Origin of the sequence: Streptomyces sp. NPDC001668 (assembly GCF_042893155.1) — a bacterium.
Classification (GTDB): domain Bacteria; phylum Actinomycetota; class Actinomycetes; order Streptomycetales; family Streptomycetaceae; genus Streptomyces.
In genome coordinates this window covers 147,773-170,749 of the sequence record NZ_JBIAUQ010000013.1, presented here as the reverse complement: position 1 = coordinate 170,749, position 22,977 = coordinate 147,773, and the positions used below count along the sequence as shown (strand labels likewise).

17 protein-coding genes are annotated in these 22,977 nt (G+C 71.8%); 7 read left to right on the top strand and 10 right to left on the bottom strand.

Features of this window, described 5'->3' with window-relative positions; translation table 11 throughout:
- Window positions 1-5: 5 nt before the first annotated feature.
- The gene (locus ACFYZ8_RS32515) at window positions 6-977 is read left to right on the top strand and encodes a pirin family protein (RefSeq protein ID WP_388538896.1); all 972 of its coding nucleotides are present in this window, start codon (window positions 6-8) and stop codon (window positions 975-977) included.
- A gap of 87 nt (window positions 978-1,064) precedes the next feature.
- On the opposite strand, the gene ACFYZ8_RS32510 is transcribed toward ACFYZ8_RS32515, so the two are convergent.
- On the bottom strand, window positions 1,065-3,194 hold the full coding sequence (locus ACFYZ8_RS32510) for a SpoIIE family protein phosphatase (RefSeq protein WP_359033228.1): 2,130 nt from the start codon (window positions 3,192-3,194) through the stop codon (window positions 1,065-1,067).
- Between the two features lie 142 nt (window positions 3,195-3,336).
- On the opposite strand from ACFYZ8_RS32510, the gene aspS reads away from it, so the two are divergent.
- On the top strand, window positions 3,337-5,100 hold the full coding sequence (gene aspS, locus ACFYZ8_RS32505; protein ID WP_355750122.1) for an aspartate--tRNA ligase: 1,764 nt from the start codon (window positions 3,337-3,339) through the stop codon (window positions 5,098-5,100).
- A 135-nt stretch (window positions 5,101-5,235) separates the two neighbouring features.
- Here the strand turns inward: aspS and ACFYZ8_RS32500 are convergent, their stop codons facing one another.
- Window positions 5,236-7,194 (bottom strand): FG-GAP-like repeat-containing protein, encoded by a 1,959-nt coding sequence (locus tag ACFYZ8_RS32500; protein ID WP_388538894.1) that lies wholly within the window; start codon window positions 7,192-7,194, stop codon window positions 5,236-5,238.
- Window positions 7,195-7,287: 93 nt separating this feature from the next.
- On the opposite strand from ACFYZ8_RS32500, the gene ACFYZ8_RS32495 reads away from it, so the two are divergent.
- Together ACFYZ8_RS32495 and ACFYZ8_RS32490 are read left to right on the top strand one after the other, a co-directional pair.
- Window positions 7,288-7,509: a hypothetical protein gene (locus ACFYZ8_RS32495; RefSeq protein ID WP_388538893.1), complete on the top strand. Its 222-nt coding sequence runs from the start codon at window positions 7,288-7,290 to the stop codon at window positions 7,507-7,509.
- 464 nt (window positions 7,510-7,973) lie between these two features.
- A complete protein-coding gene (locus tag ACFYZ8_RS32490) occupies window positions 7,974-9,326 on the top strand; it encodes a polysaccharide lyase family 1 protein (protein ID WP_388538891.1) in 1,353 nt (450 codons plus the stop codon).
- Window positions 9,327-9,402: 76 nt separating this feature from the next.
- Here ACFYZ8_RS32490 and ACFYZ8_RS32485 read toward each other — a convergent pair whose 3' ends face one another.
- The 3 genes from ACFYZ8_RS32485 to ACFYZ8_RS32475 all read right to left on the bottom strand — a co-directional run bounded on the left by ACFYZ8_RS32485 (window position 9,403) and on the right by ACFYZ8_RS32475 (window position 13,584).
- Entirely contained in the window at window positions 9,403-9,879 is a 477-nt protein-coding gene (locus ACFYZ8_RS32485; RefSeq protein ID WP_359033233.1) for a hypothetical protein, read from the bottom strand.
- Window positions 9,880-9,949: 70 nt separating this feature from the next.
- Window positions 9,950-11,659, bottom strand: coding sequence for a methionine--tRNA ligase (metG, locus tag ACFYZ8_RS32480; RefSeq protein ID WP_359033235.1), 1,710 nt, complete (start codon window positions 11,657-11,659; stop codon window positions 9,950-9,952).
- A gap of 143 nt (window positions 11,660-11,802) precedes the next feature.
- Window positions 11,803-13,584 carry a VWA domain-containing protein gene (locus tag ACFYZ8_RS32475; RefSeq protein WP_388538889.1) on the bottom strand — a complete coding sequence of 594 codons (1,782 nt, stop codon included), beginning with the start codon at window positions 13,582-13,584 and terminating at the stop codon, window positions 11,803-11,805.
- A gap of 271 nt (window positions 13,585-13,855) precedes the next feature.
- Here ACFYZ8_RS32475 and ACFYZ8_RS32470 point away from each other — a divergent pair, with 271 nt between their 5' ends.
- Complete coding sequence (locus ACFYZ8_RS32470; RefSeq protein ID WP_388538887.1) at window positions 13,856-15,925, top strand: PhoX family protein; 2,070 nt, start codon at window positions 13,856-13,858, stop codon at window positions 15,923-15,925.
- Window positions 15,926-15,972: 47 nt separating this feature from the next.
- On the opposite strand, the gene ACFYZ8_RS32465 is transcribed toward ACFYZ8_RS32470, so the two are convergent.
- Genes ACFYZ8_RS32465 through ACFYZ8_RS32455 form a run of 3 tightly spaced genes read right to left on the bottom strand, consistent with a single transcriptional unit; the run spans window position 15,973 to window position 19,616 of the window.
- The gene (locus tag ACFYZ8_RS32465; protein ID WP_388538886.1) at window positions 15,973-17,889 is read right to left on the bottom strand and encodes an FUSC family protein; all 1,917 of its coding nucleotides are present in this window, start codon (window positions 17,887-17,889) and stop codon (window positions 15,973-15,975) included.
- A gap of 22 nt (window positions 17,890-17,911) precedes the next feature.
- Entirely contained in the window at window positions 17,912-18,859 is a 948-nt protein-coding gene (locus ACFYZ8_RS32460; protein WP_388538884.1) for an endonuclease/exonuclease/phosphatase family protein, read from the bottom strand.
- 10 nt (window positions 18,860-18,869) lie between these two features.
- Window positions 18,870-19,616 carry an alpha/beta fold hydrolase gene (locus ACFYZ8_RS32455; protein WP_388538882.1) on the bottom strand — a complete coding sequence of 249 codons (747 nt, stop codon included), beginning with the start codon at window positions 19,614-19,616 and terminating at the stop codon, window positions 18,870-18,872.
- Window positions 19,617-19,689: 73 nt separating this feature from the next.
- Here ACFYZ8_RS32455 and ACFYZ8_RS32450 point away from each other — a divergent pair, with 73 nt between their 5' ends.
- Window positions 19,690-21,018 carry a PLP-dependent aminotransferase family protein gene (locus tag ACFYZ8_RS32450; RefSeq protein ID WP_388538880.1) on the top strand — a complete coding sequence of 443 codons (1,329 nt, stop codon included), beginning with the start codon at window positions 19,690-19,692 and terminating at the stop codon, window positions 21,016-21,018.
- Here the strand turns inward: ACFYZ8_RS32450 and ACFYZ8_RS32445 are convergent.
- Complete coding sequence (locus ACFYZ8_RS32445) at window positions 20,927-21,757, bottom strand: hypothetical protein (protein ID WP_388538878.1); 831 nt, start codon at window positions 21,755-21,757, stop codon at window positions 20,927-20,929. The genes ACFYZ8_RS32450 and ACFYZ8_RS32445 overlap by 92 nt on opposite strands.
- 140 nt (window positions 21,758-21,897) lie before the next feature.
- On the opposite strand from ACFYZ8_RS32445, the gene ACFYZ8_RS32440 reads away from it, so the two are divergent.
- Window positions 21,898-22,404, top strand: a complete 507-nt coding sequence (locus ACFYZ8_RS32440; RefSeq protein ID WP_388538877.1) for an SH3 domain-containing protein — start codon at window positions 21,898-21,900, stop codon at window positions 22,402-22,404.
- A gap of 49 nt (window positions 22,405-22,453) precedes the next feature.
- Here the strand turns inward: ACFYZ8_RS32440 and ACFYZ8_RS32435 are convergent, their stop codons facing one another.
- The gene (locus ACFYZ8_RS32435) at window positions 22,454-22,882 is read right to left on the bottom strand and encodes a hypothetical protein (RefSeq protein WP_359033251.1); all 429 of its coding nucleotides are present in this window, start codon (window positions 22,880-22,882) and stop codon (window positions 22,454-22,456) included.
- Window positions 22,883-22,977 lie beyond the last annotated feature (95 nt).

Sequence of the window (22,977 nt, the reverse complement as noted above, 5' to 3'; positions counted from 1 at the left end):
CCGACATGCCTGCAGTGACTGTCGACAACCCGCTGACCCTGCCGCGCGTGGCCGCGACGGCGGACGCGGTGGCCCGTCCCGTCCTCGGCGTGACGACCGCGCCGAGTGGCTTCGAGGGAGAGGGATTCCCGGTCCGCCGGGCGTTCGCCGGGATCCATTACCGCCATCTCGACCCGTTCATCATGATGGACCAGATGGGTGAGGTGGAGTACGCGCCCGGCGAGCCGAAGGGCACGCCCTGGCATCCGCACCGGGGCTTCGAGACCGTCACCTACATCATCGACGGGATCTTCGACCACCAGGACTCGCAGGGCGGCGGCGGCACCATCACCAACGGCGACACCCAGTGGATGACGGCCGGTTCGGGGCTGCTCCACATCGAGGCCCCGCCGGAGGCGCTCGTCATGTCCGGCGGTCTCTTCCACGGCCTCCAGCTGTGGGTGAACCTGCCTGCCAAGGACAAGATGATGGCGCCTCGGTACCAGGACATCCGGGGCGGCAACGTGCAGCTGCTGTCGACGCCCGACGGCGGCGCGCTGCTCCGTGTCATCGCCGGTGAGCTGGACGGCCACCAGGGTCCCGGTATCACCCACACCCCGATCACCATGATCCACGCCACGCTGGCGCCGGGCGCGGAGATCACGCTGCCCTGGCGTGAGGACTTCAACGGACTGGCGTACGTGCTGGCGGGACGCGGTGCGGTGGGCGCGGAGCGCCGTCCGATCCACCTGGGCCAGACGGCGGTCTTCGGGGCCGGCGGCTCGCTGACCGTCCGCGCGGACGAGAAGCAGGACTCCAACACGCCGGACATGGAGGTCGTCCTCCTCGGCGGAGAGCCGATCCGTGAACCGATGGCCCACTACGGCCCGTTCGTCATGAACACCCGCGAGGAGCTCCAGCAGGCGTTCGACGACTTCCAGAAGGGACGGCTGGGGACGATCCCCGCCGTGCACGGGATGTCGGAGGGCGGCCTGTAAGGGCCGCGAGGACCAGTAGGGCGGGAAAGGCCCGAAGCCGCACGTCGGGATGGCGGCTTCGGGCCTTTTCACGCGCGTGCCACCGGGCTACTCGTACAGCTCGAACCAGATGCTCTTGCCCTCGCCCCGGGGGTCCACGCCCCACGCGTCGGCGAGGAGTTCGATCAGCATCACGCCGCGGCCCGAGGAGGCCAGTTCGCCGGGTCGGCGCTGGTGCGGGAGGTCGTCGCTGGTGTCGGTGACCTCGATGCGCATCCGGCGCTCGCCCGCCTCACCGCGGACCTCGGCGAGCAGCAGGGCGTCCGCGTCGGTGTGGACCAGGACGTTGGTGAGCATCTCGGACAGCAGCAGGACCGCCGAGTCGACCTGGTCGGCGGAGGGCCAGTCGTGCAGCAGTTCGCGCAGCTGCTGGCGGGCCACCCCGATCCGTTCGGGTTCGGCCTGGGCGACGGAGAGCATGGTGCGGCGGACCACCGGTGCCGCGACGGCCGTGTCCCCGCCGCAGGCCCCGCCCTGCCGGCACAGCAGCAGGACCGCGATGTCGTCCTCGCGGCGGTCGGCGAGGGGGCCGGTGGTGTGGTGGGAGGAGGGGCCGTGGACGGCCTGGACCAGGGCGTCGGCGAGTTCCTCCAGGTCGCCGTCGTGGCTCTCCAGGATGGAGCGGATGCGTTTCCAGCCGGTCTCGAAGTCGTGGCCGCCGGTCTCGATCAGTCCGTCGGTGCACAGCAGCAGCGTTTCGCCGGGTTCCAGGACGATCCGGGTCGTGGGGTAGTCGGCGTCCGGGTCGATGCCCAGCGGGAGGCCGCCGGCCGTGCGGCGGGCCAGGACCGTGCCGTCGGCCTTGCGGGTCGCCGGGTCGGGATGGCCCGCCCGGGCCACTTCCAGGACCCCGGTCACCGGGTCGACCTCGACGTACAGGCAGGTCGCGAAGCGCATGTCGGAGGGGTCGTCGACGCCGTACGTCATGCCGTTGAGGAAGCGGGAGGCGCGGGAGAGGACCGCGTCGGGGCGGTGGCCCTCGGCGGCGTAGGCGCGCAGGGCGATGCGGAGCTGGCCCATCAGGCCGGCCGCCCGGACGTCATGGCCCTGGACGTCCCCGATGACCAGGGCGAAGCGGCCGCCGCCGGGCTCCGTGCGGGAGATGCCGCCGGGCAGCGGGATCATGTCGTACCAGTCGCCGCCGACCTGGAGGCCGCCGCCGGTCGGGACGTAGCGGGCGGCGACGGTCATGCCGGGTATCTCGGGGCCGAGGGTGGGGAGCATCGAGCGCTGGAGGCCGTCGGTCAGCTCGCGTTCCGATTCGGCGAGGCCCGCGCGGGACAGGGCCTGGGCCAGCATCCGGGCCACCGTCGTCAGGACCGAGCGCTCGTCCGGGGTGAAGGCGACCGGGTAGGCGAAGCCCGCCATCCACGCGCCCATGGTGCGGCCGGCCACCGTCAGAGGCAGGAACGCCCAGGACTGGCGGTCGAAGCGCTGGGCGAGCGGCCAGGTGACCGGGTAGCGGGAGCGGTAGGCCTCGGGGCTGGAGAGATACACGGCCCGGCCGGTGCGGACCACCTCGGCCGCCGGATAGTCGGTCTCCAGGGACATGTGGGAGAAGGGGCTCTCGTCACCCGGCTGCTGGCCGTGGTGGCCGATGATCGTCAGACGGTCGCCCTCGACGCCGAAGACGGCCAGACCGTCGGGGCTGAAGCCCGGCATCGACAGGCCCGCGGCCACCCGCAGCACCTCGGCGGTGGAGCGTGCCTCGGCCAGGGCGCGGCCCGCGTCGAGCAGGAAGGCCTCGCGGGAGCGCCGCCAGTCGCCGGTGACCGCGGTGCGTCCTGCGGGCGTGCCGGGGGTCGGCTCGGTGACCTCCTGGAGGGTGCCGATCAGCCGGAACGACTTCTTGTCCGCGTCGTACGACGGCTTGGAGCGGCTGCGTACGGTACGGACCACCAGGCCCCGCTCGTCCATGATCCGGATCCGGACCTCGGCGAGTGTGTCCTCGGCGACCGCGAGCCCGACGACGCTGATGATCTCGTTCCAGTCGACCGGGTGCAGACGGGCCCTGGCCTGGGCTTCCGTGAGGGTGGCCGGTTCGCGGGGCAACCCGAGCAGCCGGGCTGCCTCGGCATCGACCGTGACCAGTTCGGTGGCGGTGTCCCAGTGCCACAGGCCGGTCGCGAGGGCGGTGAGGACGTCCCCCACGGCGGGCAGGGGCTCACCAGTGCGCATTGCCCCACTTTAAGAACAGGAGATCCGGGAGTGCCACTGTTGGCCGAGTCGTAATGATGGGGAGGCGCTCCCGAGGTCCCCGGTAGGCTGGGGGTGTTTCACGTGAAACACCCCCCGATCCGCGAAGGCTGGATGAACGACGATGCATCGGTACAGGTCCCACACCTGCGGCGAGCTCCGCTCCTCTGACGTCGGCACCGACGTCCGACTGAGTGGCTGGCTGCACAATCGGCGCGACCTGGGCGGCATCCTCTTCATCGATCTGCGCGATCACTACGGCATCACGCAGCTGGTCGCCCGCCCGGGCACGCCCGCGTACGAGGCCCTCGACAAGCTGACCAAGGAGTCCACGGTCCGCGTCGACGGCAAGGTCGTCTCCCGCGGCACCGAGAACGTCAACGCGGACCTGCCCACCGGTGAGATCGAGGTCGAGGTCGGCGAGGTCGAGCTGCTCGGCGCGGCCGCCCCGCTGCCGTTCACGATCAACACCGAGGACGGGGTCAACGAGGAGCGGCGCCTGGAGTACCGCTTCCTCGACCTGCGGCGCGAGCGCATGCACAAGAACATCATGCTGCGGTCGTCGGTGATCGCCTCGATCCGCTCGAAGATGGTCGCCCTCGGCTTCAACGAGATGGCCACCCCGATCCTGTCGGCGACCTCCCCCGAGGGCGCCCGTGACTTCGTGGTCCCCTCCCGCCTGAACCCGGGCAAGTTCTACGCCCTCCCGCAGGCGCCGCAGCAGTTCAAGCAGCTGCTGATGATCTCCGGCTTCGACCGCTACTTCCAGATCGCGCCCTGCTTCCGTGACGAGGACGCGCGCGCGGACCGTTCGCCGGGCGAGTTCTACCAGCTCGACGTGGAGATGAGCTTCGTCGAGCAGGAGGACGTCTTCCAGCCGATCGAGAAGCTCATGACCGAGCTGTTCGAGGAGTTCGGCAACGGCCGTCACGTCACGTCTCCCTTCCCGCGGATCCCGTTCCGCGAGGCGATGCTGAAGTACGGCTCCGACAAGCCGGACCTGCGCGCCCAGCTGGAGCTCGTCGACATCACCGACGTCTTCGAGGGCTCGGAGTTCAAGGCGTTCGCCGGCAAGCACGTGCGGGCGCTCGCGGTGCCGGACGTCTCCGCTCAGCCGCGGAAGTTCTTCGACCAGCTCGGTGACTACGCGGTCTCGCAGGGCGCCAAGGGCCTGGCCTGGGTGCGGGTGGCCGAGGACGGCTCGCTGTCCGGCCCGATCGCGAAGTTCCTCACCGAGGAGAACGTCGCCGAGCTGACCAAGCGCCTGTCGCTGGCCGCCGGTCACGCCGTGTTCTTCGGCGCGGGCGAGTTCGACGAGGTCTCGAAGATCATGGGCGCGGTCCGCGTCGAGGCCGCCAAGCGTGCCGGGCACTTCGAGGAGAACGTCTTCCGGTTCTGCTGGATCGTCGACTTCCCGATGTACGAGAAGGACGAGGAGACCGGCGCGATCGACTTCTCGCACAACCCGTTCTCCATGCCGCAGGGCGGTCTGGAGGCCCTGGAGACCCAGGACCCGCTGGACATCCTGGGCTGGCAGTACGACATCGTCTGCAACGGCGTCGAGCTGTCGTCCGGCGCGATCCGGAACCACGAGCCCGACATCATGCTCAAGGCCTTCGAGATCGCCGGCTACGACCGCGAGACCGTCGAGGAGAAGTTCGCCGGCATGCTGCGCGCGTTCCGCTTCGGCGCCCCGCCGCACGGCGGCATCGCCCCCGGCGTCGACCGCATCGTCATGCTCCTCGCGGACGAGCCCAACATCCGCGAGACGATCTCCTTCCCGCTCAACGGCAACGCCCAGGACCTGATGATGGGCGCGCCGACGGAGCTGGAGGAGGCCCGGCTGAGGGAGCTGCACCTGTCGGTGCGCAAGCCGCAGCCGAAGTAGGACTCAGGCAGGAGGAGAAGGGCTCGGAACCGGCACCGGTTCCGAGCCCTTCCCGCATCACAGGCAGCGTCGACCGGTGGCGGCGGCACCGCCCCGGCGGGTGAGCCCCCGTGCGCCGAGCGGCGGACCCCTTCGCTAGGACAGGGACTTGTAGCCCTGCCAGCCGGTCGAGATCTTCACCCGTGCCCCGAACGAGCCCTTGCCGTCACCGTTGTTGCGCCACAGCGCTCCGCCGGTGTCGCGGGAGACGAGGTCCGCTCTGCCGTCGCCGGTGATGTCCCCGACGCCGACGACGACGTTGTAGGAGCCACCCCAGTTGGTGAAGAGCTTCACGCGAGGCTTGAAGGCGCCGCTGCCGGTGCCGTCGTAGCGGTAGAGGATGTTGGACGCGTCCTGGGCGAGCAGGTCGCCGATGCCGTCGCCGTTGAGGTCGCCGGCGCCGACGATCTTCTTGTAGCCCTTCCAGTTGTCGTAGAGCTTCACCCGGGCGGCGAGCTTGCCGGTGCTGGTGCCCTTGTAGAGGTAGACCGTGCCGGTGGAGGCGTTGCGCGCGACGAGGTCCGGGCGGCCGTCGCCGCTGAGGTCCCCGGGCGAGGTCAGGACGTCGTACTGGTTCCAGCCGCTGGTGCCGAGTGAGGTGTACGGCGTCGACGGCTTGACCGCCGACCCGCAGCCGGGCTTGTACAGGCGCAGGGCGCCGCTGCTCAGCCGGACCAGGACGTCGTTGCAGCGGTCGCCGCTTAGGTCGCCGAAGGGGATCGCCTTGATGGTGGTGGGCCAGCCGCTGCCGCTGGCCTTGGCCGAGAAGGCTCCCGTGGAGGCCTTGCCCATCTGGAAGGTGAGCGCGCCCGAGGAGTTGAGGGTGAGGAGGTCGCCCGTGCCGTCGGGGGTGGCCGAGGCGCCGCCGAAGTCACGGGCGACGGCCGCGCCGCCGGTGACGGTGACCGTGCCGGAGGCGAGCTTCACGGCCGAGGCCGCGCCCTCCTGGGTGGCCCTGAGGGTCCAGGTCAGGGGGCCGTTGGGGGCGTAACCACCGGCTGCCGTACGGCCGTTCCAGCTCGCGGTGGCGCTCAGGCCGGTCGTCGAGCCGGTGAGGGTGCGGACGGTCCGGCCGGCCGTGTCGGTGAGGGTCACGGACCAGGACGAGGTGGGCCTGCTCAGCGTCCAGGTGGGCGCCCAGGCGTTGCTCGTGGTGGTGGTGCCCTTGAGCGGGGCTGTCGCCGGGACGGTCGAACCGCTGACGGCGAGCGCGGGCCAGGCGGTACGGCTGCCGAACAGGTGCCAGTTGGCGGAGTCGCTAGTGGCGCCGGACCAGACGGCGTCGGCACTGCCGTCCTCACCGACGCTGACCTGGCCGAGGACGTAGGCGAACGACGACCCCGGCAGGGCGGCCGGGCTGCTCCACGCACCGTCGCTGCGCACCGACTCCACCAGCGCGCGCTTGCCGCTGACGGTCTGCGGCCACAGGGCGTGCACGGTGCCGTCGTCGGCGATGGCGGCGTCCCAGGACTCGGGCACGTACGACGTGGACAGCGTCTGCACGCCAGACCAGGTGCCGGTGGCGGCGTCGCGGGTGGCGGTGCGGGTGCCGAAGGTGGTGGTGTAGTCGACCCAGACGAGGGTGACGTCGCCGTCGGGCGCGATGAGCGGCTCGGGAGTGCCGGCGAGGTCGTCGGTGGCGGTGACCGTCTCGGGGGCGGCCCAGGCGCCGGCGGCGGACCGCGCGGCGGTGAGGATCGACTGGTTCTCGGACTCGTCGGTGCCCTCGTACGCGACGGTCACGGTGCCGTCGTCGGCCGCGCTGACCTCGGGGTCGCTGATCGACTGGTAGGCCGGGGTCGCGGCGGCGGGCGCGGTCCACGTGGTGGCGCCGGGCGCGCGCGAGACCGTGCGCACCGAGGCGGACGGGCCGTCGGTCTGCTTCCACACCACGACGACAGTGCCGTCGGAGGTGACGGCGACGCTCGGCGCGTGGGCGCTGTCGGCGCCGTCCGCGACCGTGTCGCTGAGCTGTGTGGGCGCCGACCAGGTGCCGTCGGCGGCGCGGGTGCGGGCATACACCTCCCACGGAGAGCTGCCGGAGCCGGTGCGCACGCTCCAGACCGCGGTGAGCGTGCCGTCCGTGCCTCGGCGAGGTCGATGCCGCCATCGCCCCAGGCCGTGTCGGTGCCGACGAGTTCGACGGGCGTGGACCACTTCGCTTGGTCGGCGGAGAGCACGGAGGTGACGACCCGGCTGTCGAAGGGTCCGGCGCCGGGCGAGGTCTCGTCCGGGAACTCCGTCCACACCGCGGTGACCGTGCCGTCGGCGGAGGCGTGCAGTTTGACGCCGCCCGCCTCGTCCGGGGTGGTGGTGAGCAGGGCCGGCGTGCCCCAGGTGTCGCTGCCGGCGGGGCGGACCGCGGCGTAGAGCTTGCGCTCGGTGCTGTCCGTGTCCGCGAACTGGTTCCACACCGCGACGGCGGATCCGTCGGCGGCGGTCACCAGGTCCTTGACGTACGTGTCGGTGTCGGCGCCGGTGACGGCGGTGGCCGAGGTCCACGGGACGGCCGGGGCCGCCACGGCCGCCGTCGTCGGAAGCACGGCGCCGCCCGCCAGGGCCAGAGTCACCGAGGAGATCGCGACCGCCAGACGGCGGCGCGACAGGGCGTATCTGCCCATGTGGGTTTCCCTCCCCGCGAGGGCCCTCGCCCTCGCACAAGTGATCGGACGCTATCAGCGTCAGGACCGGACACGGCGGGCGGGCCCGGGAGTCGAAATTTCTTCCCGATCGCGGCAACCCCCTTGAACCCGGCGGCTACTTGAGGACGGAAGCGCCTTCACTCGCGCTCCACGAAACACACACGTCCCACCCCCGCTCGTAAGGAATCCCCCGTGGCCTCTGCCTCCCACCGCCGTTCGCTCCGCAAGCGCCGCACCCTGATCGCCTCCGCCGCCGTCGTGGCCGCGGGCGTGGGTGCCGGTGTGGTCGTGATGAACGCGAACGCCCAGCCGGTCGACCTGTTCCACCAGACGCTCGCCGCGAAGGACGGCTGGGCGGCCTCCGGCACGGGCACCACCGGTGGCGCGAAGGCCGACTCGGCGCACACCTTCACCGTCTCCACCCGGGCGCAGCTCGTGAAGGCGCTGGGCTCGGCGTCCGAGACCACCCCGCGGATCATCAAGGTCAAGGGCACCATCGACGCCAACACCGACGACGCCGGCAAGAAGCTGACGTGCGCCAACTACGCGGCCGGAACGGGCTATTCGCTGACGTCGTACCTGAAGGCGTTCGACCCCGCGACCTACGGCCGTTCGAAGCTGCCGTCGGGCACGCAGGAGACCGCGCGGGCCGCCGCGCAGAAGAAGCAGGCCGCGAACATCGTCTTCAAGGTGCCGGCGAACACCACGATCGTGGGGGTGCCGGGCACGAAGGCCGGCATCTCCGGCGGCATGCTCCAGATCCAGAACGTGGACAACGTCATCGTCCGCAACCTCGCCTTCTCCGCCACCGAGGACTGCTTCCCGCAGTGGGACCCGACCGACGGCGACGACGGCAACTGGAACTCCAACTACGACTCGGTGACCCTGCGCGGCGCCACGCACGTGTGGGCGGACCACAACTCGTTCACGGACGCACCGCACCTGGACTCCGCGAACCCGAAGTACTTCGGCCGTGAGTACCAGATCCACGACGGGGAGCTGGACATCACCAAGAGCTCGGACCTGGTGACCGTCTCCCGCAACCAGTTCACCAGCCACGACAAGACGATGCTGATCGGCAGCAGCGACAGCGAACCGGGCGGCAAGCTGCGGGTCTCCATCCACCACAACGTGTGGAAGGGCATCGTCCAGCGGGCGCCGCTGTCCCGCGTGGGTCAGATCCACATCTACAACAACTTCTACGACGTCACGACCCTGAACGGCTACGCGCTGCAGTACAGCATCAACTCCCGCGCCAAGGCGCAGGTCGTCGCCGCGGACAACTACTGGAAGGTCCCGTCCACGGTGAAGGTGTCGAAGCTCCTGAGCGGCGACGGCACGGGCGCGATCAAGGGCTCCGGCAACGAGGTCAACGGCACGGTCACGGACCTGGTCGCCGCCTACAACGCCGCGTCCTCGAAGGACCTGAAGACGACCGTCAACTGGACCCCGACCCTGACGGCGGGCCTGGAGTCGGGGGCCGCCGCGGTGAAGAACCTGCCGACGTCGCTGGCCACGACGACCGGCGCGGGCGTGCTCCAGTAGCACCACAGACACGCGAGGGCCGGGTGACCACGAGCCCCCGGCCCTCGCGTACCGAGGCGGTACCCGGCCGCACCGCTCAGGTGTCGTAGGTCCCGTCCCACGGCTCCGCGAAGGCGAGGCGGTCCGGGTAGAGCTCCGCCCACTGCTCGCCCTCGTCCTCGCGGATCACCAGTCCGAAGCGGACGCCCTCATGGGTGACGCTGAAGGGGCGGATCGCGATGTCCGTGTAGGAGCGGCGGGGGAGGCTGCGCAGCAGGGTCGCGCGGTGGACCTGGGCGCGGGTGAGGGGCGAGGCCTCGCCGCCCGGGTCGCGCTGCTGCTCCCCCCAGGTCCCGGCGCACCAGATGTCCGAGTCGCGGTAATTGCCCTCCGCATCGAAGGTGTGCAGGACCGCGTACAGACGTTTCTGCTCTTCCCAGCCCTCCTCGAGGCGGAACCCCTCGGGGAAGGCGTACGTGATCGACGCCAGGAACTGACCCTCCGCATACCGCCCGATCGTCTCGGTGCGGTGCCTCGGCTCGTAGGCGACAGGAATGACACCGGGCACGGCCATGGCGCAAACCATACGGCTTGGCGCGGACACGGCAGTAGCGGGGTCCTTCCGATCGGTGTCCTCGGGCGATCTATTCGCCGCCGAAGCGCTCCTTGTACGTCTCCAGGTCCTCGTCCGTCAGCTTGGCGAAGAGGACCGGGGGGACGGTGAAGGGGACGCCGGGGGCGAGGGCGGTGAGGGCGCGGGCCTCGTCGGCGGTGATCCAGGTCGCGGTGTCGTCCTTCAGGGCGAACGCCTGGCGCATGGCGGACGACGTCGCCGGGATGAACGGTTCCGAGACCACCGCGTACAGGTGGATCAGGTTCATCGCGGTGCGCAGGGTCAGGGCCGCGCCGTCCTGGTCCGTCTTGATCTGCAACCAGGGGGCCTTCTCCTCCAGGTAGGAGTTGCCCGCCGACCACAGGGCACGCAGCGCCGCCGCCGCCTTGCGGAACTGGAGCGCCTCCATCTGGGACTCGTACTCGGCCAGCAGCCGCGCGATCTCCTCGCCCAGCCGGGTCTCCGCCTCACCCGGCTCACCGCCCGCCGGGACCTCCTCGCCGAAGCGCTTCTTCGAGAAGGACAGGACGCGGTTGACGAAGTTGCCGAGGGTGTCGGCGAGGTCCTTGTTCACCGTCGCCGTGAAGTGCTCCCAGGTGAAGGACGAGTCGTCCGACTCGGGGGCGTTGGCGATCAGGAAGTAGCGCCAGTAGTCCGCGGGCAGGATGTCCAGGGCCTGGTCGGTGAAGACACCGCGCTTCTGGCTGGTGGAGAACTTCCCGCCGTAGTACGTCAGCCAGTTGAAGGCCTTGACGTAGTCGACCTTCTTCCACGGCTCGCGGACACCGAGCTCGGTGGCCGGGAACATCACCGTGTGGAAGGGGACGTTGTCCTTCGCCATGAACTCGGTGTAGCGGACCTCGGTGTCGACGTCGTACCACCACGCCTTCCAGTCCCGGTTCTCCGGGTCCAGGTCCGCCCACTCCTTCGTCGCGCCGATGTACTCGATCGGGGCGTCGAACCAGACGTAGAAGACCTTGCCCTCGGCCGCGAGCTCCGGCCAGGTGTCGGACGGTACCGGCACACCCCAGTCCAGGTCGCGGGTGATCGCACGGTCGTGCAGGCCCTCGGTCAGCCACTTGCGGGCGATGGAGGAGGCCAGCTGCGGCCAGTCGGCCTCGTGCCGGGAGACCCACTCCTCGACCTCGTGCTGGAGCTTGGACTGGAGCAGGAAGAGGTGCTTGGTCTCGCGGACCTCCAGGTCGGTGGAGCCGGAGATGGCGCTGCGCGGGTTGATCAGGTCCGTCGGGTCCAGGACGCGGGTGCAGTTCTCGCACTGGTCGCCGCGGGCCTTGTCGTAGCCGCAGTGGGGGCAGGTGCCCTCGACGTAGCGGTCCGGGAGGAAGCGGCCGTCGGTGGGGCTGTAGACCTGGCGGATCGCCCGCTCCTCGATGAACCCGTTCTCGTTCAGGCGGCGGGCGAAGTGCTGGGTGATCTCGACGTTCTGCTCGCTGGAGCTGCGGCCGAAGTAGTCGAAGGCCAGCGCGAAGCCGTCGTAGACCGCCTTCTGCGCGTCGTGCGCCTGCGCGCAGAACTCGTCGACCGGCAGCCCCTGCTCCTTCGCGGCCAGCTCCGCCGGGGTGCCGTGCTCGTCCGTCGCGCAGATGTACAGGACCTCGTGGCCGCGCTGGCGCAGGTAACGGGAGTACACGTCCGCCGGGAGCATGGACCCCACCATGTTGCCCAGGTGCTTGATCCCGTTGATGTACGGAAGGGCGCTGGTGATGAGGTGTCGAGCCATCGGGGGCTGCTCCCAGGTTGGTCGTGCGGGTGAGTCGCTTCGCGAGTCTTGAAATCGTATCCGACATGGGTGGGCCGCCCGCTTCCCTTTTCACGGGGTGGGAAGCGGGCGGCCCGGTGGTGCTCTGTGGTGATCTTCGGAGGTTACGGGCGCCAGTTCGCCAGGATGCCCTCGTAGATCTCCGCGTCCGTGAGTTCCTTCGGGGTCTCGCCCGCGAGGAAGTGGGACGTGTTCGCGAGCTTGAGCTTGCGGAGGTAGTCGAAGGCCTTGTTCTCCGGGTCACCGAAGGCGACGAAGGAGAAGAAGACGGTGGGGTGGGTCTTCGCCGCCTCCGTGAGGGCCTGGGTGGCGGGGGTCTTCGCGTCCGGGGCGCCGTCGGTCTGGAAGACGACCAGGGCGGGGGTGTCGGGGGACTCCTTGGTGTGGTGCGCGAGGACTTCCTCGACGGCCGCGTGGTAGCTGGTACGGCCCATGCGGCCGAGGCCGGCGTGGAGTTCGTCGATCTTGTTCTCGTGGTCGGTGAGGGTGAGCTCGCCGGTGCCGTCGAGTTCGGTGGAGAAGAAGACGACGTGGACCTTCGCGGCCGGGTCCAGGTGGGCGGCGAGGGCGAGGGTCTGCTCACCGAGGGCCTGGGCGGAGCCGTCCTTGTAGTACGGGCGCATGCTCGCGGAGCGGTCCAGGACGAGGTAGGTCGTGGCGGTGGTGCCGGTGAGGTTGTGGGTGGAGAGGGTGGCTCCGGCGGCGTCGTAGGCCGTGCGGAGGGTGGCGGGAACGGTCCTTGTGCTCTCGGGGGGGTCCTCGCCGGTGACCTCGCCGGTGACCTCGGCGGCGGTCGGCTGCGGGTCGGACTCCGCCGGTACGACCGTCTCGGGCTCCGGGGCCGCTTCGGGCTCGGCAGCCGCCGGTTCCACGGCGGCCTTGGGCTCCGCGGTGGCTTCCGGCTCAGGCTCGACCGCCGGCTCCGTCTTCGCTTCCTCGGCTGCGGCCGGCTCTTCAGCGGTTTCCTCGGCTTCCGCGGCCGGTTCCGCGTCTGCGGCGGGCTTCTCGGACGCCGGTTCTTCGGCGGCCGGCGCCTCGGGGGTGGGCTCTGGGGAGGCGGGTGCCTCAGACGCGGCCTTCTCGGAGGCGGGCTCCTCGGGGGCGGTCACGGCGTCCGGCTTCTCAGTGGCCGCCTGCTCAGCCAGCGGCTCCTCGGAGGCGGGCTCCTCGGGGACGGCCCCGGCGTCCGGCTTCTCCGCGGCGGGCTTCTCGGACGCCGGTTCTTCAGCGGCGGGCGCCTCGGGGGCGGGTGCCTCAGGCGCGGGCTTCTCGGAGGTGGGCTCCTCGGGGGCGGTCACGGCGTCCGGCTTCTCAGTGGCCGCCTGCTCAGCCAGCGGCTCCTCGGAGGCGGGCTCCTCGGGGACGGCCACGGCGTCCGGTTCCTTGGCGTCCTGCTTCTCAGCGGTCGGCTCCTGAGCGACCGGCTCCTCGGAAGCGCTCTTCCCAGCGGCCGGCACCTCCGCGGATGCCCCGGCGTCAGCCGTCTCAGCGGCTCGCTCCTCGTCGTGCACCGCAGACGCGGACGTCGGCTCGTCGGCGGCCTGCTGCTGGTCGGACGCCTCGGACTGTGCCGTCGGCTTCCCGGTCCCGGTCACCGGTTCCGTCGCTCGCACGTCCGCCTTCTCCGCGGAAGCCCCCTGCTTGGGGACCGTCACCTTGTCGAAGGCGGCCGCGACCAGCTCGTGCTCGGACTCGGTGGAGAGTGTGGTGGTGCGGGGCTCGGGGACCGTGGCCGTCGCCGAGGTAGGAGCGGTCGGCTCGGTCGCGGGGGACGGGAGCTTCGGTTCCGTCGCCTCCTGCGAAGGAACCGCACCCTCTGCCTCGGTGGCAGCGCCCTTGCGTGATCGGCCGCCGAACGCGTTCCGCAGGAGAGTGAGAATGCCCATGTGCGCAACCCTTCGCATGAGTTGTAGCCCGTCAATCCCTGGCCAGGACGGACACGTAAGGTTAGCGGCCCCGGATTGCGATCTTGGGCAGGGGCAGGTGACCGGAACCCGAGGCGTCAAGACCTACTTCCGGACTTCACCCCCGCGAGACGTCAACTCCGCTACGTCCACCCCCGGTTCATCCACCGTTCACCGCCCCGCCCCGCTCCCGCACGGACACGCACCTACCGTCCGTCAAGCGAGATTCAAGGGGAAGCAAGGGGAGAGCAAAGTGCGTACACAGCTGCCGCTGATCACGAAGTCGGAGTCGCATCCTGGCGGTCGGTCCGCCCTGACCTGCCGCTTCCGGTGTGGTGACGCCTGTTTCCACCCGGCGCCCAACACCTCCACCAACCCGTACGTCGGCGATGTCATCGCGACCGCGCTCAGCCGCCGCTCGATGATGCGTGCCGCCGCCGTCGTGACCGTCGCCGCCGCGGCCGGCACCGCGGGCACCGTCGTCACGGCCCCGTCGGCCGAAGCCGCCCCGCGGACACCGACCGGGCGCAACCCCGAGGGCAGGGCCGCCCGCGGCCTCCGGTTCACCCCCGTCGCGCCCAACACCGCCGACACCGTGACCATCCCGGCCGGCTACTCGCAGAACGTCGTCGTCCGCTGGGGCGAGCCCATCCTGCGCGGCGCCCCCGCCTTCGACCCGGACCGGCAGACCGCCGCCGCCCAGGCCGGCCAGTTCGGGTACAACAACGACTTCCTCGCGCTGCTCCCCCTCCCGGGCGAGCGCGGCCGGCAGGTGCTCGTCGCCAACCACGAGTACACCGACGAAGTGCTGATGTTCCGCGGGTACGACGCCGCGAACCCCACCCGCGAGCAGGTCGAGATCGCCTGGGCGGCGCACGGCCTGTCCGCCGTCGTCGTGGAGGAGAACAAGAAGAACGGCGCGCTCACCGTCGTACCCCGGCACCACCTGAACCGGCGCGTCACCGCCACCACCGAGTTCCGGCTGACCGGCCCCGCCGCCGGGTCGGCCCTCCTGAAGACCTCCGCCGACCCGACCGGCCGCAAGGTCCTCGGCACGCTCAACAACTGCTCCGGCGGTACGACCCCGTGGGGCACCACCCTGCACGGCGAGGAGAACTTCAACCAGTACTTCGCCCATGCGAGCCGGGCGACGGACAAGCGGTACGGCATCGGGACGGGCGCCAGCGAGCGCAAGTGGGAGAGGTTCGACAAGCGGTTCGACGTCGCCCAGGAGCCCAACGAGGTGCACCGCTTCGGGTACGTCGTCGAGCTCGACCCGTACGACCCCTCCTCCGCGCCCCGCAAGCACACCGCGCTCGGCCGGTTCAAGCACGAGGGCGCGACCGTACGTCTCACCCGCGACGGCCGTCCTGTCGTGTACTCCGGGGACGACGAACGGTTCGACTACTTCTACAAGTTCGTCGGCAGCAAGCGGATGAGGCACGGCAGCGGCAGGGCCGTGCGGGAGCACAACCTCTCCCTGCTCGACGAGGGGACCCTGTACGTCGCCCGGCTCACCGGCGACTCCCCCGCCCTCGAGATCGACGGCACCGGGAAGCTGCCCGCCGACGGCGAGTTCGACGGCAGCGGGGAGTGGATTCCGCTGGTCACCGCCACGGCGAAGGGCGCCGTGTCGCACGTCGAGGGCATGAGCGCCGAGGAGGTGTGCGTCTTCACCCGGCTCGCGGGCGACAAGGCCGGCGCGACCAAGATGGACCGGCCCGAGGACATCGAGCCCAACCCGCACTCCGGCAAGGTGTACGTCGCGCTGACGAACAACACCAACCGCGGCATCGGCACCAACGCCCCCGCCGACGAGGCCAACCCCCGCAACGCCAACAAGCACGGGCACATCCTCGAACTCACCGAGCGATGGAACCGGGCCGACAGCACGAGGTTCGCCTGGACGCTGTTCCTCGTCGCCGGTGACCCGGAGGACCCGGCCACCTACTTCGCCGGGTTCCCGAAGGACGCCGTCAGCCCCATCTCCTGCCCCGACAACGTGGCCTTCGACCCGCACGGCAACCTGTGGATCTCCACGGACGGGAACCAGCTCGGGTCGCACGACGGACTGTTCGGGGTCGCGACCAAGGGGGAACGGCGGGGTGAGCTGAAGCAGTTCCTCACGGTGCCGACGGGGGCCGAGACGTGTGGGCCGCTGGTGCAGGGGCGGCGTGTGCTGGTTGCCGTGCAGCATCCGGGGGAGATCAGCGGGGCGACGGTGGAGAAGCCGGCGAGTGCGTGGCCTGACGGGGTCGGCAAGATCGTGCGGCCTGCTGTTGTTGCCGTATGGCGCAAGGATGGGGGTGGCATCGGCTTGTAGCGGCGGCTGCGGGACGCTGGGGGCTTGTCGCGCAGTTCCCCGCGCCCCTAGGTGGGTGCAGTGATCGCTCTCGCGGCTGCCACCTCTTGCCGCAGGGGCTCCAAGACGCTTCCCGCCGGACCTGTCAGGTCTGTGCGGACCGCGTACAGGGACTCCGCCTCGCGCAAGCCGTCCGCCAGCTCCCGGAGTTGAAGCACCACCTGCTCCACCTCCGCGGCGGACGGCGGAGCCGCCCCGTGCCGCACCCGCACCCGCGCCGCCGTCGTAGCGTCCACGATCCGTTCCACCGCCACCACCAGCGGCCACCACGCCGCCGCCCTGCGTCCCATGGGCGGCGGCTCGGTCAGGGCTCGCTGGAACTCCGTGCGGATGACGGACAGGTCGCGGTAGAGGCGGCGGCGCGTTCGGGCCCCCGCCGCCGAATCCCCGAACGCGGACTCCACGTACCGCGCCGTGTCGGCCACGGCGTCGGCCAGGCGGTCGCCGACCCGTGTGTGCCAGCTCTCCGGCCACAGCAGGTAACCCGCGACCAGGGCGATCCCGCAGCCGATCAGGGAGTCCAGCAGCCGGGGTGCCAGCAGGGCCGTGCCCTGGTGGTTGAGGACGTCCGACAGCAGGAGGATCACCGGGGTGATCGCGGCCGTCTGGTAGCCGTAGCCGCGCGGGGTCAGGGCAGGGATCAGCGGGGCCAGCAGAAGCATGGCCGGCACATCCCACCATCCGCGCGGCACCTGAGAGAGCACCGCCGCCGCGACCACCAGCCCGGCCACCGTGCCGAGCGCCCGCAGCAGCGCCCGGGAGAACACCGAGCCGAAGTCGGGCTTCAGGACGAAGGTGATCGTCAGGGCCACCCAGTAGGAGCGGGGCACGGGGACGATCGAGACGAGGGCCTGGGCCAGGCCGATGCACAGGGCCAGGCGGAGGCCGTAGCGCCAGGAGGCCGCCGACAGGGCCACGTTTCTCGCCGCGTGGGCGGCCCGGACGCCGAGTGTGGCGGGGCGGCCCAGGCGGTCGTCGATGCCGCGCGGGTCCACGTCCGGTACGGCGACGACCTCGGCCGCGTGGCGCAGTGCGTGGTCGACGGCGCGGGCCGTCTCCGTCACGGGGACCGGGAGACCCAGTCCTGTCGGGCCGGTGTAGCCCGTCTCGACGGCCTGCGCGAGATGGCGGATGGCCGCCGGGATCTCCGGTGCGAGCGGCCGGCCCGACAGGTGGGCCGCCGGGGCCGCCTCCACCACCGGGGTGATCGCGTTCAACTGGGCCAGCAGGCGGGTCAGTTCGGGGCTGCGGCCGTGGTGCCGGGCGCGCCGGGCGAGGACGAGGTCGTACGACTGGTTCAGGGACTGGGTGACGGCGTGCCGTGCCTCGTCGTAGCGCGAGCGCCCGCAGGCCTCCATGAGGTCGGCGACGGTCCGGTAGGCGGCCGCGACCGCCGCCCGTTCCGGCACCCCGGACCTGAGCGGCCAGGCGAGCAGGGCGAGCAGCAGGACGAGGAGGCCGCCGCCGGTCATCAGCAGCGGGGCCAGCCACCACTCGCCCGGCATCGGCAGGCCCGCCCCCACCACGGAGTTCAGCAGGAGGAGGAGTCCCGAGACCGAGGCGACCGCGCCGATCGTCGAGATCATCCCGGAGACGAGGGCGACGGCGGTGACCACCGCCACGGCGGCCCAGCCGTGGCCGTACACCAGCGCACCGAGTGTGACGCCGGCCGCGCCGAAGAGCTGGGGGACGGCGATGTTGAGGATGCGCATGCGGTACGCGTCGGCGGTGTCGCCGATGACCCCGGACAGGGCGCCCATGGAGGCGATCGCCCCGTACGCCGGCCGGCCGGCGGCGAGGCCGACGGCCAGCGGGAGGGTCATCGCGATCGCCGCGCGGGCCACGGCGGGCCGGTTGACGGGGGCCTGCTGGGGTTGGAGGTTCCGGACCAGCCAGTCGGGCGGGGTGAGGCCGATGCGGGACATGGGGTCATTATGAGCGCCCGGGTCAACCGGCCCCGTGCAGTGCGAGGTCCACCAGCAGGGCGCGGTGGTCGGTGTCCGCCAGGTCCAGGAAGCGGGCGTCGCCCGCCGAGAAGTCCGCCGACACCAGCACGTGGTCGATCTGCGCGCCGATCGCCGGGGCGGTGCGGGCCGGCCAGGTCGGGGTGCGCCCGGATCCCGCGAGGCGGGCCGCGTCGCGGAGCCCGGTGTCGAGGATCGCGCGGAAGGCCGCGTGGTCCTGGGAGGCGTTGAAGTCGCCCGCCAGGACGGTCGGGGCGGCCCCGGCGGAGGCGGCGAAGTCTCTGAGCTTGCCCAACTCGCGGCGCCATACGTCGAGTTGGCCGGGAAGTGGGGGCATCGGGTGCGCGAGTTGCAGGCGTACGGCGTGACCGCGCACGTCGGCGACGGCTCCCGGCATGCCCATGGTGGCCGGGATCCCGGCGGCCGGCTTCAGCGGGAAGCGGCTGAGGACGACGGACCCCGTGGAGCCGGCGCCCTCCACGGACCGCCGGTACGGGTAGTCCCCGGACAGGGACCGGCGCAGCGTCGCCGAGCAGCCGTACTCGCACTCCTCGACGAACACGACGTCCGGTTTCTCCTCGCGGACGGCGGTGACGAGGGCGTCGGCGGCCCGGCCGAACTCGACGTTCGAGGTGAGGACGCGCAGGGAGGCGAGCACCCGGCCGTCCGGCTCGTCCCCGTGTCCGTAGGGGGCGATGAACCAGGCCAGCAGCCCGAGGACGACGGCCGCCCAGATCGTCCCCGGCCACCAGCGGGTGAGCAGGGCGAGGGCCAGGCCCGCTCCGGCGGGCGCCAGCAGCCAGGGCAGGAAGGCGAGGAGCTGGGGGACGGGGGTGACGCCGTCCGTGTCGGCGAGCCGGCAGCCGAGGATCACGCTCACGGCGGCGAAGAGCAGGGCGGCGGTGCGGATACCGAGTCTTCGGCGGGTCACCGTCCCGAGCCTACGAGCGGGCGTCGACCTTCGCCAGGAACTGTCCGAGCACGGCGTTGAACTCCCCCGCCCGTTCCAGGTTCGGCAGGTGCGCCGCCCCCTCGACGACGTGCAGCTCCGACTCGGGGAGCGCCGCGTGCATCGCCTCGGCGTCGGAGACCGGGGTGTAGGTGTCGTCGGCGCCCACCAGCACCAGTGCCGGGACCGTGACCCGGGTGAGCAGCTCGTGGTAGTCGGGGCGGGCGGCGCGGGCGCGCAGGGCCGCCGCCGCGGACTCGGGGCGGGTGGCCGTCATCATGTGGTGGACGTGCGCCTTGACCTCGGGGGAGGCGTACGGGGCGACCATCTTGTCCAGCACCTCGTCGGCGTACCCGCGCATGCCCTCGCGCAGCAGCCGGTCCGCCATCGCGTGCCGGGCCTTCACGCCCTCGGGACGCTCCGCCGCCGGGAAGGTGTCCGCGAGGACCAGGCCCCGGATCCGCTCGGGGAAGCGCCGGTAGCAGTCCATGACGATCTGGCCGCCCATGGACAGGCCCGCCAGCACGCAGGCCGGCACGTCGAGTCCGTCCAGCAGGGCCTCGATGTCCCGGGCGAAGTCCTCGAAGGGCCCGACCGGGGCGGACACCGGCGCGGCGCCGTAGCCGCGCAGGTCCGGGGCGAGGACGCGGCGGGAGGCGGAGAACGCCTCGATCTGCGGGCGCCACATCGTGTGGTCGAAGGGGTGGCCGTGGACCAGGACCAGGGGGATCGCCGTCATGCGGCCGACCCTAGGCGGGCCAACTTCTCGGTGCAATAAAATCTTTGCCGTCAGTGCAATCACAGGGGGTCTCGTGCACGACTACCGGCGCATCGCCGACCGCATAGCCGCCGACATCACCACCGGAAGGCTCCGCCCGGGCGAACGCCTGCCCCCGCAGCGGAAGTTCGCGCGCCGGCACGGGATCGCCGCGTCGACGGCGGAGCGGGCGTACGGCGAACTCGTCCGGCGCGGACTGGTCGTCGGGGAGGTCGGGCGCGGCACCTTCGTGAGGGCCACCGCGCCCGTGCGGCCCGGCCGGGGGCTCATCGAGGACGCGGGCACTCCGGTCAACCTGGAGCTCAACTACCCGTCCGTGGAAGGCCAGTCCGAGCTGCTCGGCGACACCCTCGCGCCCCTGCTGCGCCCCGACGTCCTGACCGGGGCGCTCCGCCCGGCCGCCGCCACCGGCACACCGGCCGCCCGCGAGGCCGTCGCCGCTCTCCTCACCACCCCCGGGTGGCGGCCCGACCCGGCCCGGATCCTCTTCACGGGCAACGCCCGCCAGTCCGTCGCCGCCGCCCTCGCCTCCCTGGTGCGGCCGGGCGGCCGGGTCGGCGTCGAGGAACTGACGTACCCCGTGGTCATGGACATCGCGGCCCGGCTCGGCATCACGCTGGTGCCGCTGGCCACCGACGAGGACGGCGTACGCCCCGAGTCGGTGGCCGCCGCCCACCGCACGGCTTCCCTGTCGGCCCTCTACGTCCAGCCGACCCTGCACAATCCGACGTCCGTCACCATGAGCACCGGCCGCAGGCGCCAACTCGCCGCCACCGTGAGCGACTTGGGCATCCCGGTCGTGGAGGACCGCATCTGGTCCTTCCTGGCGGAGGCCGACGACCCCTTCGCCGCGCACGCCCCCGCCCTCACCCACGTCGTGGACGGCCTGTCCAAGCGGGTGGCGCCCGGCCTCACCGTCGGCTTCCTCGTCGTACCCGAGGAGCGGGTGGAGGCGGTGGCGGACGCGGTGCGGTCCGGTGGGTGGAGTGCGGGGCGGTTCGCGCTGGAGGCGGGGACGCGGTGGACGGCCGACGGGATCGTGGCGCGGCTCGTCGAGGCGAAGCGGGCCGACGCGGCGCGCAGGCAGCGGGTGCTGGCCGAGTGCCTTCAGGGGTTCGCCGTACGGTCCGATCCGCGCGCCTACTACGCCTGGTGGCACCTCCCGGTCCCCTGGCGGGCGGACACCTTCACGGCCGCCGCCGCGGCGCTCGGGATCGCCCTCTCGCCGGGGCCGTCCTTCGCCGTCGACCCGAACCGCACCCCGGACGCGGTCAGGCTTGGGCTCGCGTCGGCTGCTGTGCCGGATCTGGAACGGGCGCTGCGGACCCTCGCCGGCCTCGCGGCGAGCCGTACCGGCCGGTGAGCCAGCAGCTCAGTGCCACGGTCAGGCCGACGGCCACCAGCAGCCAGGAGACCGTGCGCAAGGTGCCCGTCAGGGCGTCGTAGACGGCGCCCGCGGCCGGGCGGCGCACCGGGTCGGGCAGGTCGGTCAGGGTGAGATGGCGGCCCACGGCGACGGCGAGGCCGAGCAGCGCGCCGCCGAGCGCCGTGCCGAGGGCGGTCGCGGTGAGGGCGCGGCGGCGGCAGGCGGCGACCGTGATGCCGGCGGCGGCGAGGGCGGCGGCCGTGACGGGCAGCCAGAAACCGGCGACTTCGAGCACGTCGTAGCCCTTCCGGAGTCGGTCGAGTGCGGAGGCCGGGAGCACGGCGACCTCGGTGCGGGGCAGGACGGCCCGGTGCTCCACCCGGGCGGCGATCGGGGCGATGTCGACGGTCACCTCGTGGTGGCCGCCGTCCCGGACGGCCCTCAACACGGCTTCGTGGACCGCCCGGTTGCCCGCGTCCCACGCGGTGCCGAAGGCCCGGGTCCGGGTCAGGGAGCGGACCAGGGGCCGTACCGGGCCGTCGACTTCGCCCGCCACCGCGTCCGCCACGCTGTCCCGCACGGCGGAGTCGGCGGCCAGCGGTGCCATCGCCGTGACGTACCGGCCGGTGTCGGTGAGGCCGTACGCCGCCCAGGCCGCGAGCGCCCCGAAGGGCACGAGGAGGCAGGCCAGGGCGATCAGGGCGGCCGACAGGGCGTCACGGACACGGGAGGTCACCTCTCCAGGCAAGACGCCCGCGGGCGGCCGCGCGAGCCGTGGAGCTGGGGATTCCGCCCTCCGGTGGAGGGTTCACCCGAACGGGTGTCTCATGGATCAGGGGAGAGCAGGGGGAGATCAGGGCAGAAGGAGGCCGATCCATGCGCACCACTACGGCCCTGCGGACCCTGGCCGTGGCCATGCTCACCGGCGCGACGCTCGCCGTCCCGGCGGCGGGCTCCTTCGCGGCGGCAGCCCCGCCCGCGTACGCCGAAGGCCACGGTCGCGGCGGTCCGATCTGGGGCACCATCGTCTCCCGCACCGCGCTCAACGTGCGGGCGGCGCCCACCACCCACTCCGCCGTCGTCGACCGGCTCGCACCGGGCAGTCAGGACCGGGTGGAGTGCATGGTCCGCGGACAGAGCGTCAACGGCAACCCGTACTGGTACTGGTTCACCGGTGCCCAGGGCTGGGTCAGCGCCGAGTTCGTCGACACCGGCCGGCGGTCCGTGCCCACCTGCGCGGAACCCTGCCCGCAGTGGCGGGACGGCAACTGGAACAACGCCGACTGGAACGACCCGAGCTGGGACGCCGGTTCCGACTCGTGGGCGGCCTCCGGCTCCGTGTCCTGGAGCGTCTCGGGATCCTGGAGCTGGAGCGTGGGATGAGGGAAGCCGTGGACCCCGGCCGCATCCGGCCGGGGTCCACGCGCGTCCGCTAGCGGATCCGGTTGCCCTCGCCGTCCTCGTGTGTGTAGTAGCGGTAGAAGAACACGACGAAGATTCCCGCCGCGACCGCGAGGCCCAGGGCCGTCGAGCGCAGCACGCTCTCTCCGGTCTGGCTGTACAGGAACCCGACGGCCGCCCCGGCGAAGCCGGACTTCACGGCCGAGTGGAGCTCCCGCTTCAGCAGCGGGGCGAACGTGGCCACGGCGATGCACAGCACGATGAACGCGACCGCCGTGACACAGCCGAACAGCACGTTCCAGCCGGTGATCGGGCCGCCGTCACGGCGGTTCGCCGCGGCCCAGTAGCCGTAGACCAGCCCCAGCACGACCGGGATGCCGTACCTGGCGGCCAGATGCACCTTGGCACTGAAGACATCGGGTGTCCGGGCGAACCCGCCCGCGGGTGCCGCGTGAGCCATGAGAGCACTCCTTACTCTTCACCCCGATACGCCCCCGCCTTCCAGAGCACACCTGGGAAGGGGCCCTGGCAAGTCGAATGGCGGCGCGGGAGCCC

What these genes read in the sequence shown, in the direction of transcription:
- ACFYZ8_RS32515 (WP_388538896.1), top strand. Translation starts at nt 6, where the DNA reads ATGCCTGCAGTGACTGTCGACAACCCGCTGACCCTGCCGCGCGTGGCC.
- ACFYZ8_RS32510 (WP_359033228.1), bottom strand. Translation starts at nt 3,194, where the DNA reads ATGCGCACTGGTGAGCCCCTGCCCGCCGTGGGGGACGTCCTCACCGCC.
- aspS (WP_355750122.1), top strand. Translation starts at nt 3,337, where the DNA reads ATGCATCGGTACAGGTCCCACACCTGCGGCGAGCTCCGCTCCTCTGAC.
- ACFYZ8_RS32485 (WP_359033233.1), bottom strand. Translation starts at nt 9,879, where the DNA reads ATGGCCGTGCCCGGTGTCATTCCTGTCGCCTACGAGCCGAGGCACCGC.
- metG (WP_359033235.1), bottom strand. Translation starts at nt 11,659, where the DNA reads ATGGCTCGACACCTCATCACCAGCGCCCTTCCGTACATCAACGGGATC.
- ACFYZ8_RS32475 (WP_388538889.1), bottom strand. Translation starts at nt 13,584, where the DNA reads ATGGGCATTCTCACTCTCCTGCGGAACGCGTTCGGCGGCCGATCACGC.
- ACFYZ8_RS32465 (WP_388538886.1), bottom strand. Translation starts at nt 17,889, where the DNA reads ATGTCCCGCATCGGCCTCACCCCGCCCGACTGGCTGGTCCGGAACCTC.
- ACFYZ8_RS32455 (WP_388538882.1), bottom strand. Translation starts at nt 19,616, where the DNA reads ATGACGGCGATCCCCCTGGTCCTGGTCCACGGCCACCCCTTCGACCAC.
- ACFYZ8_RS32440 (WP_388538877.1), top strand. Translation starts at nt 21,898, where the DNA reads ATGCGCACCACTACGGCCCTGCGGACCCTGGCCGTGGCCATGCTCACC.
- ACFYZ8_RS32435 (WP_359033251.1), bottom strand. Translation starts at nt 22,882, where the DNA reads ATGGCTCACGCGGCACCCGCGGGCGGGTTCGCCCGGACACCCGATGTC.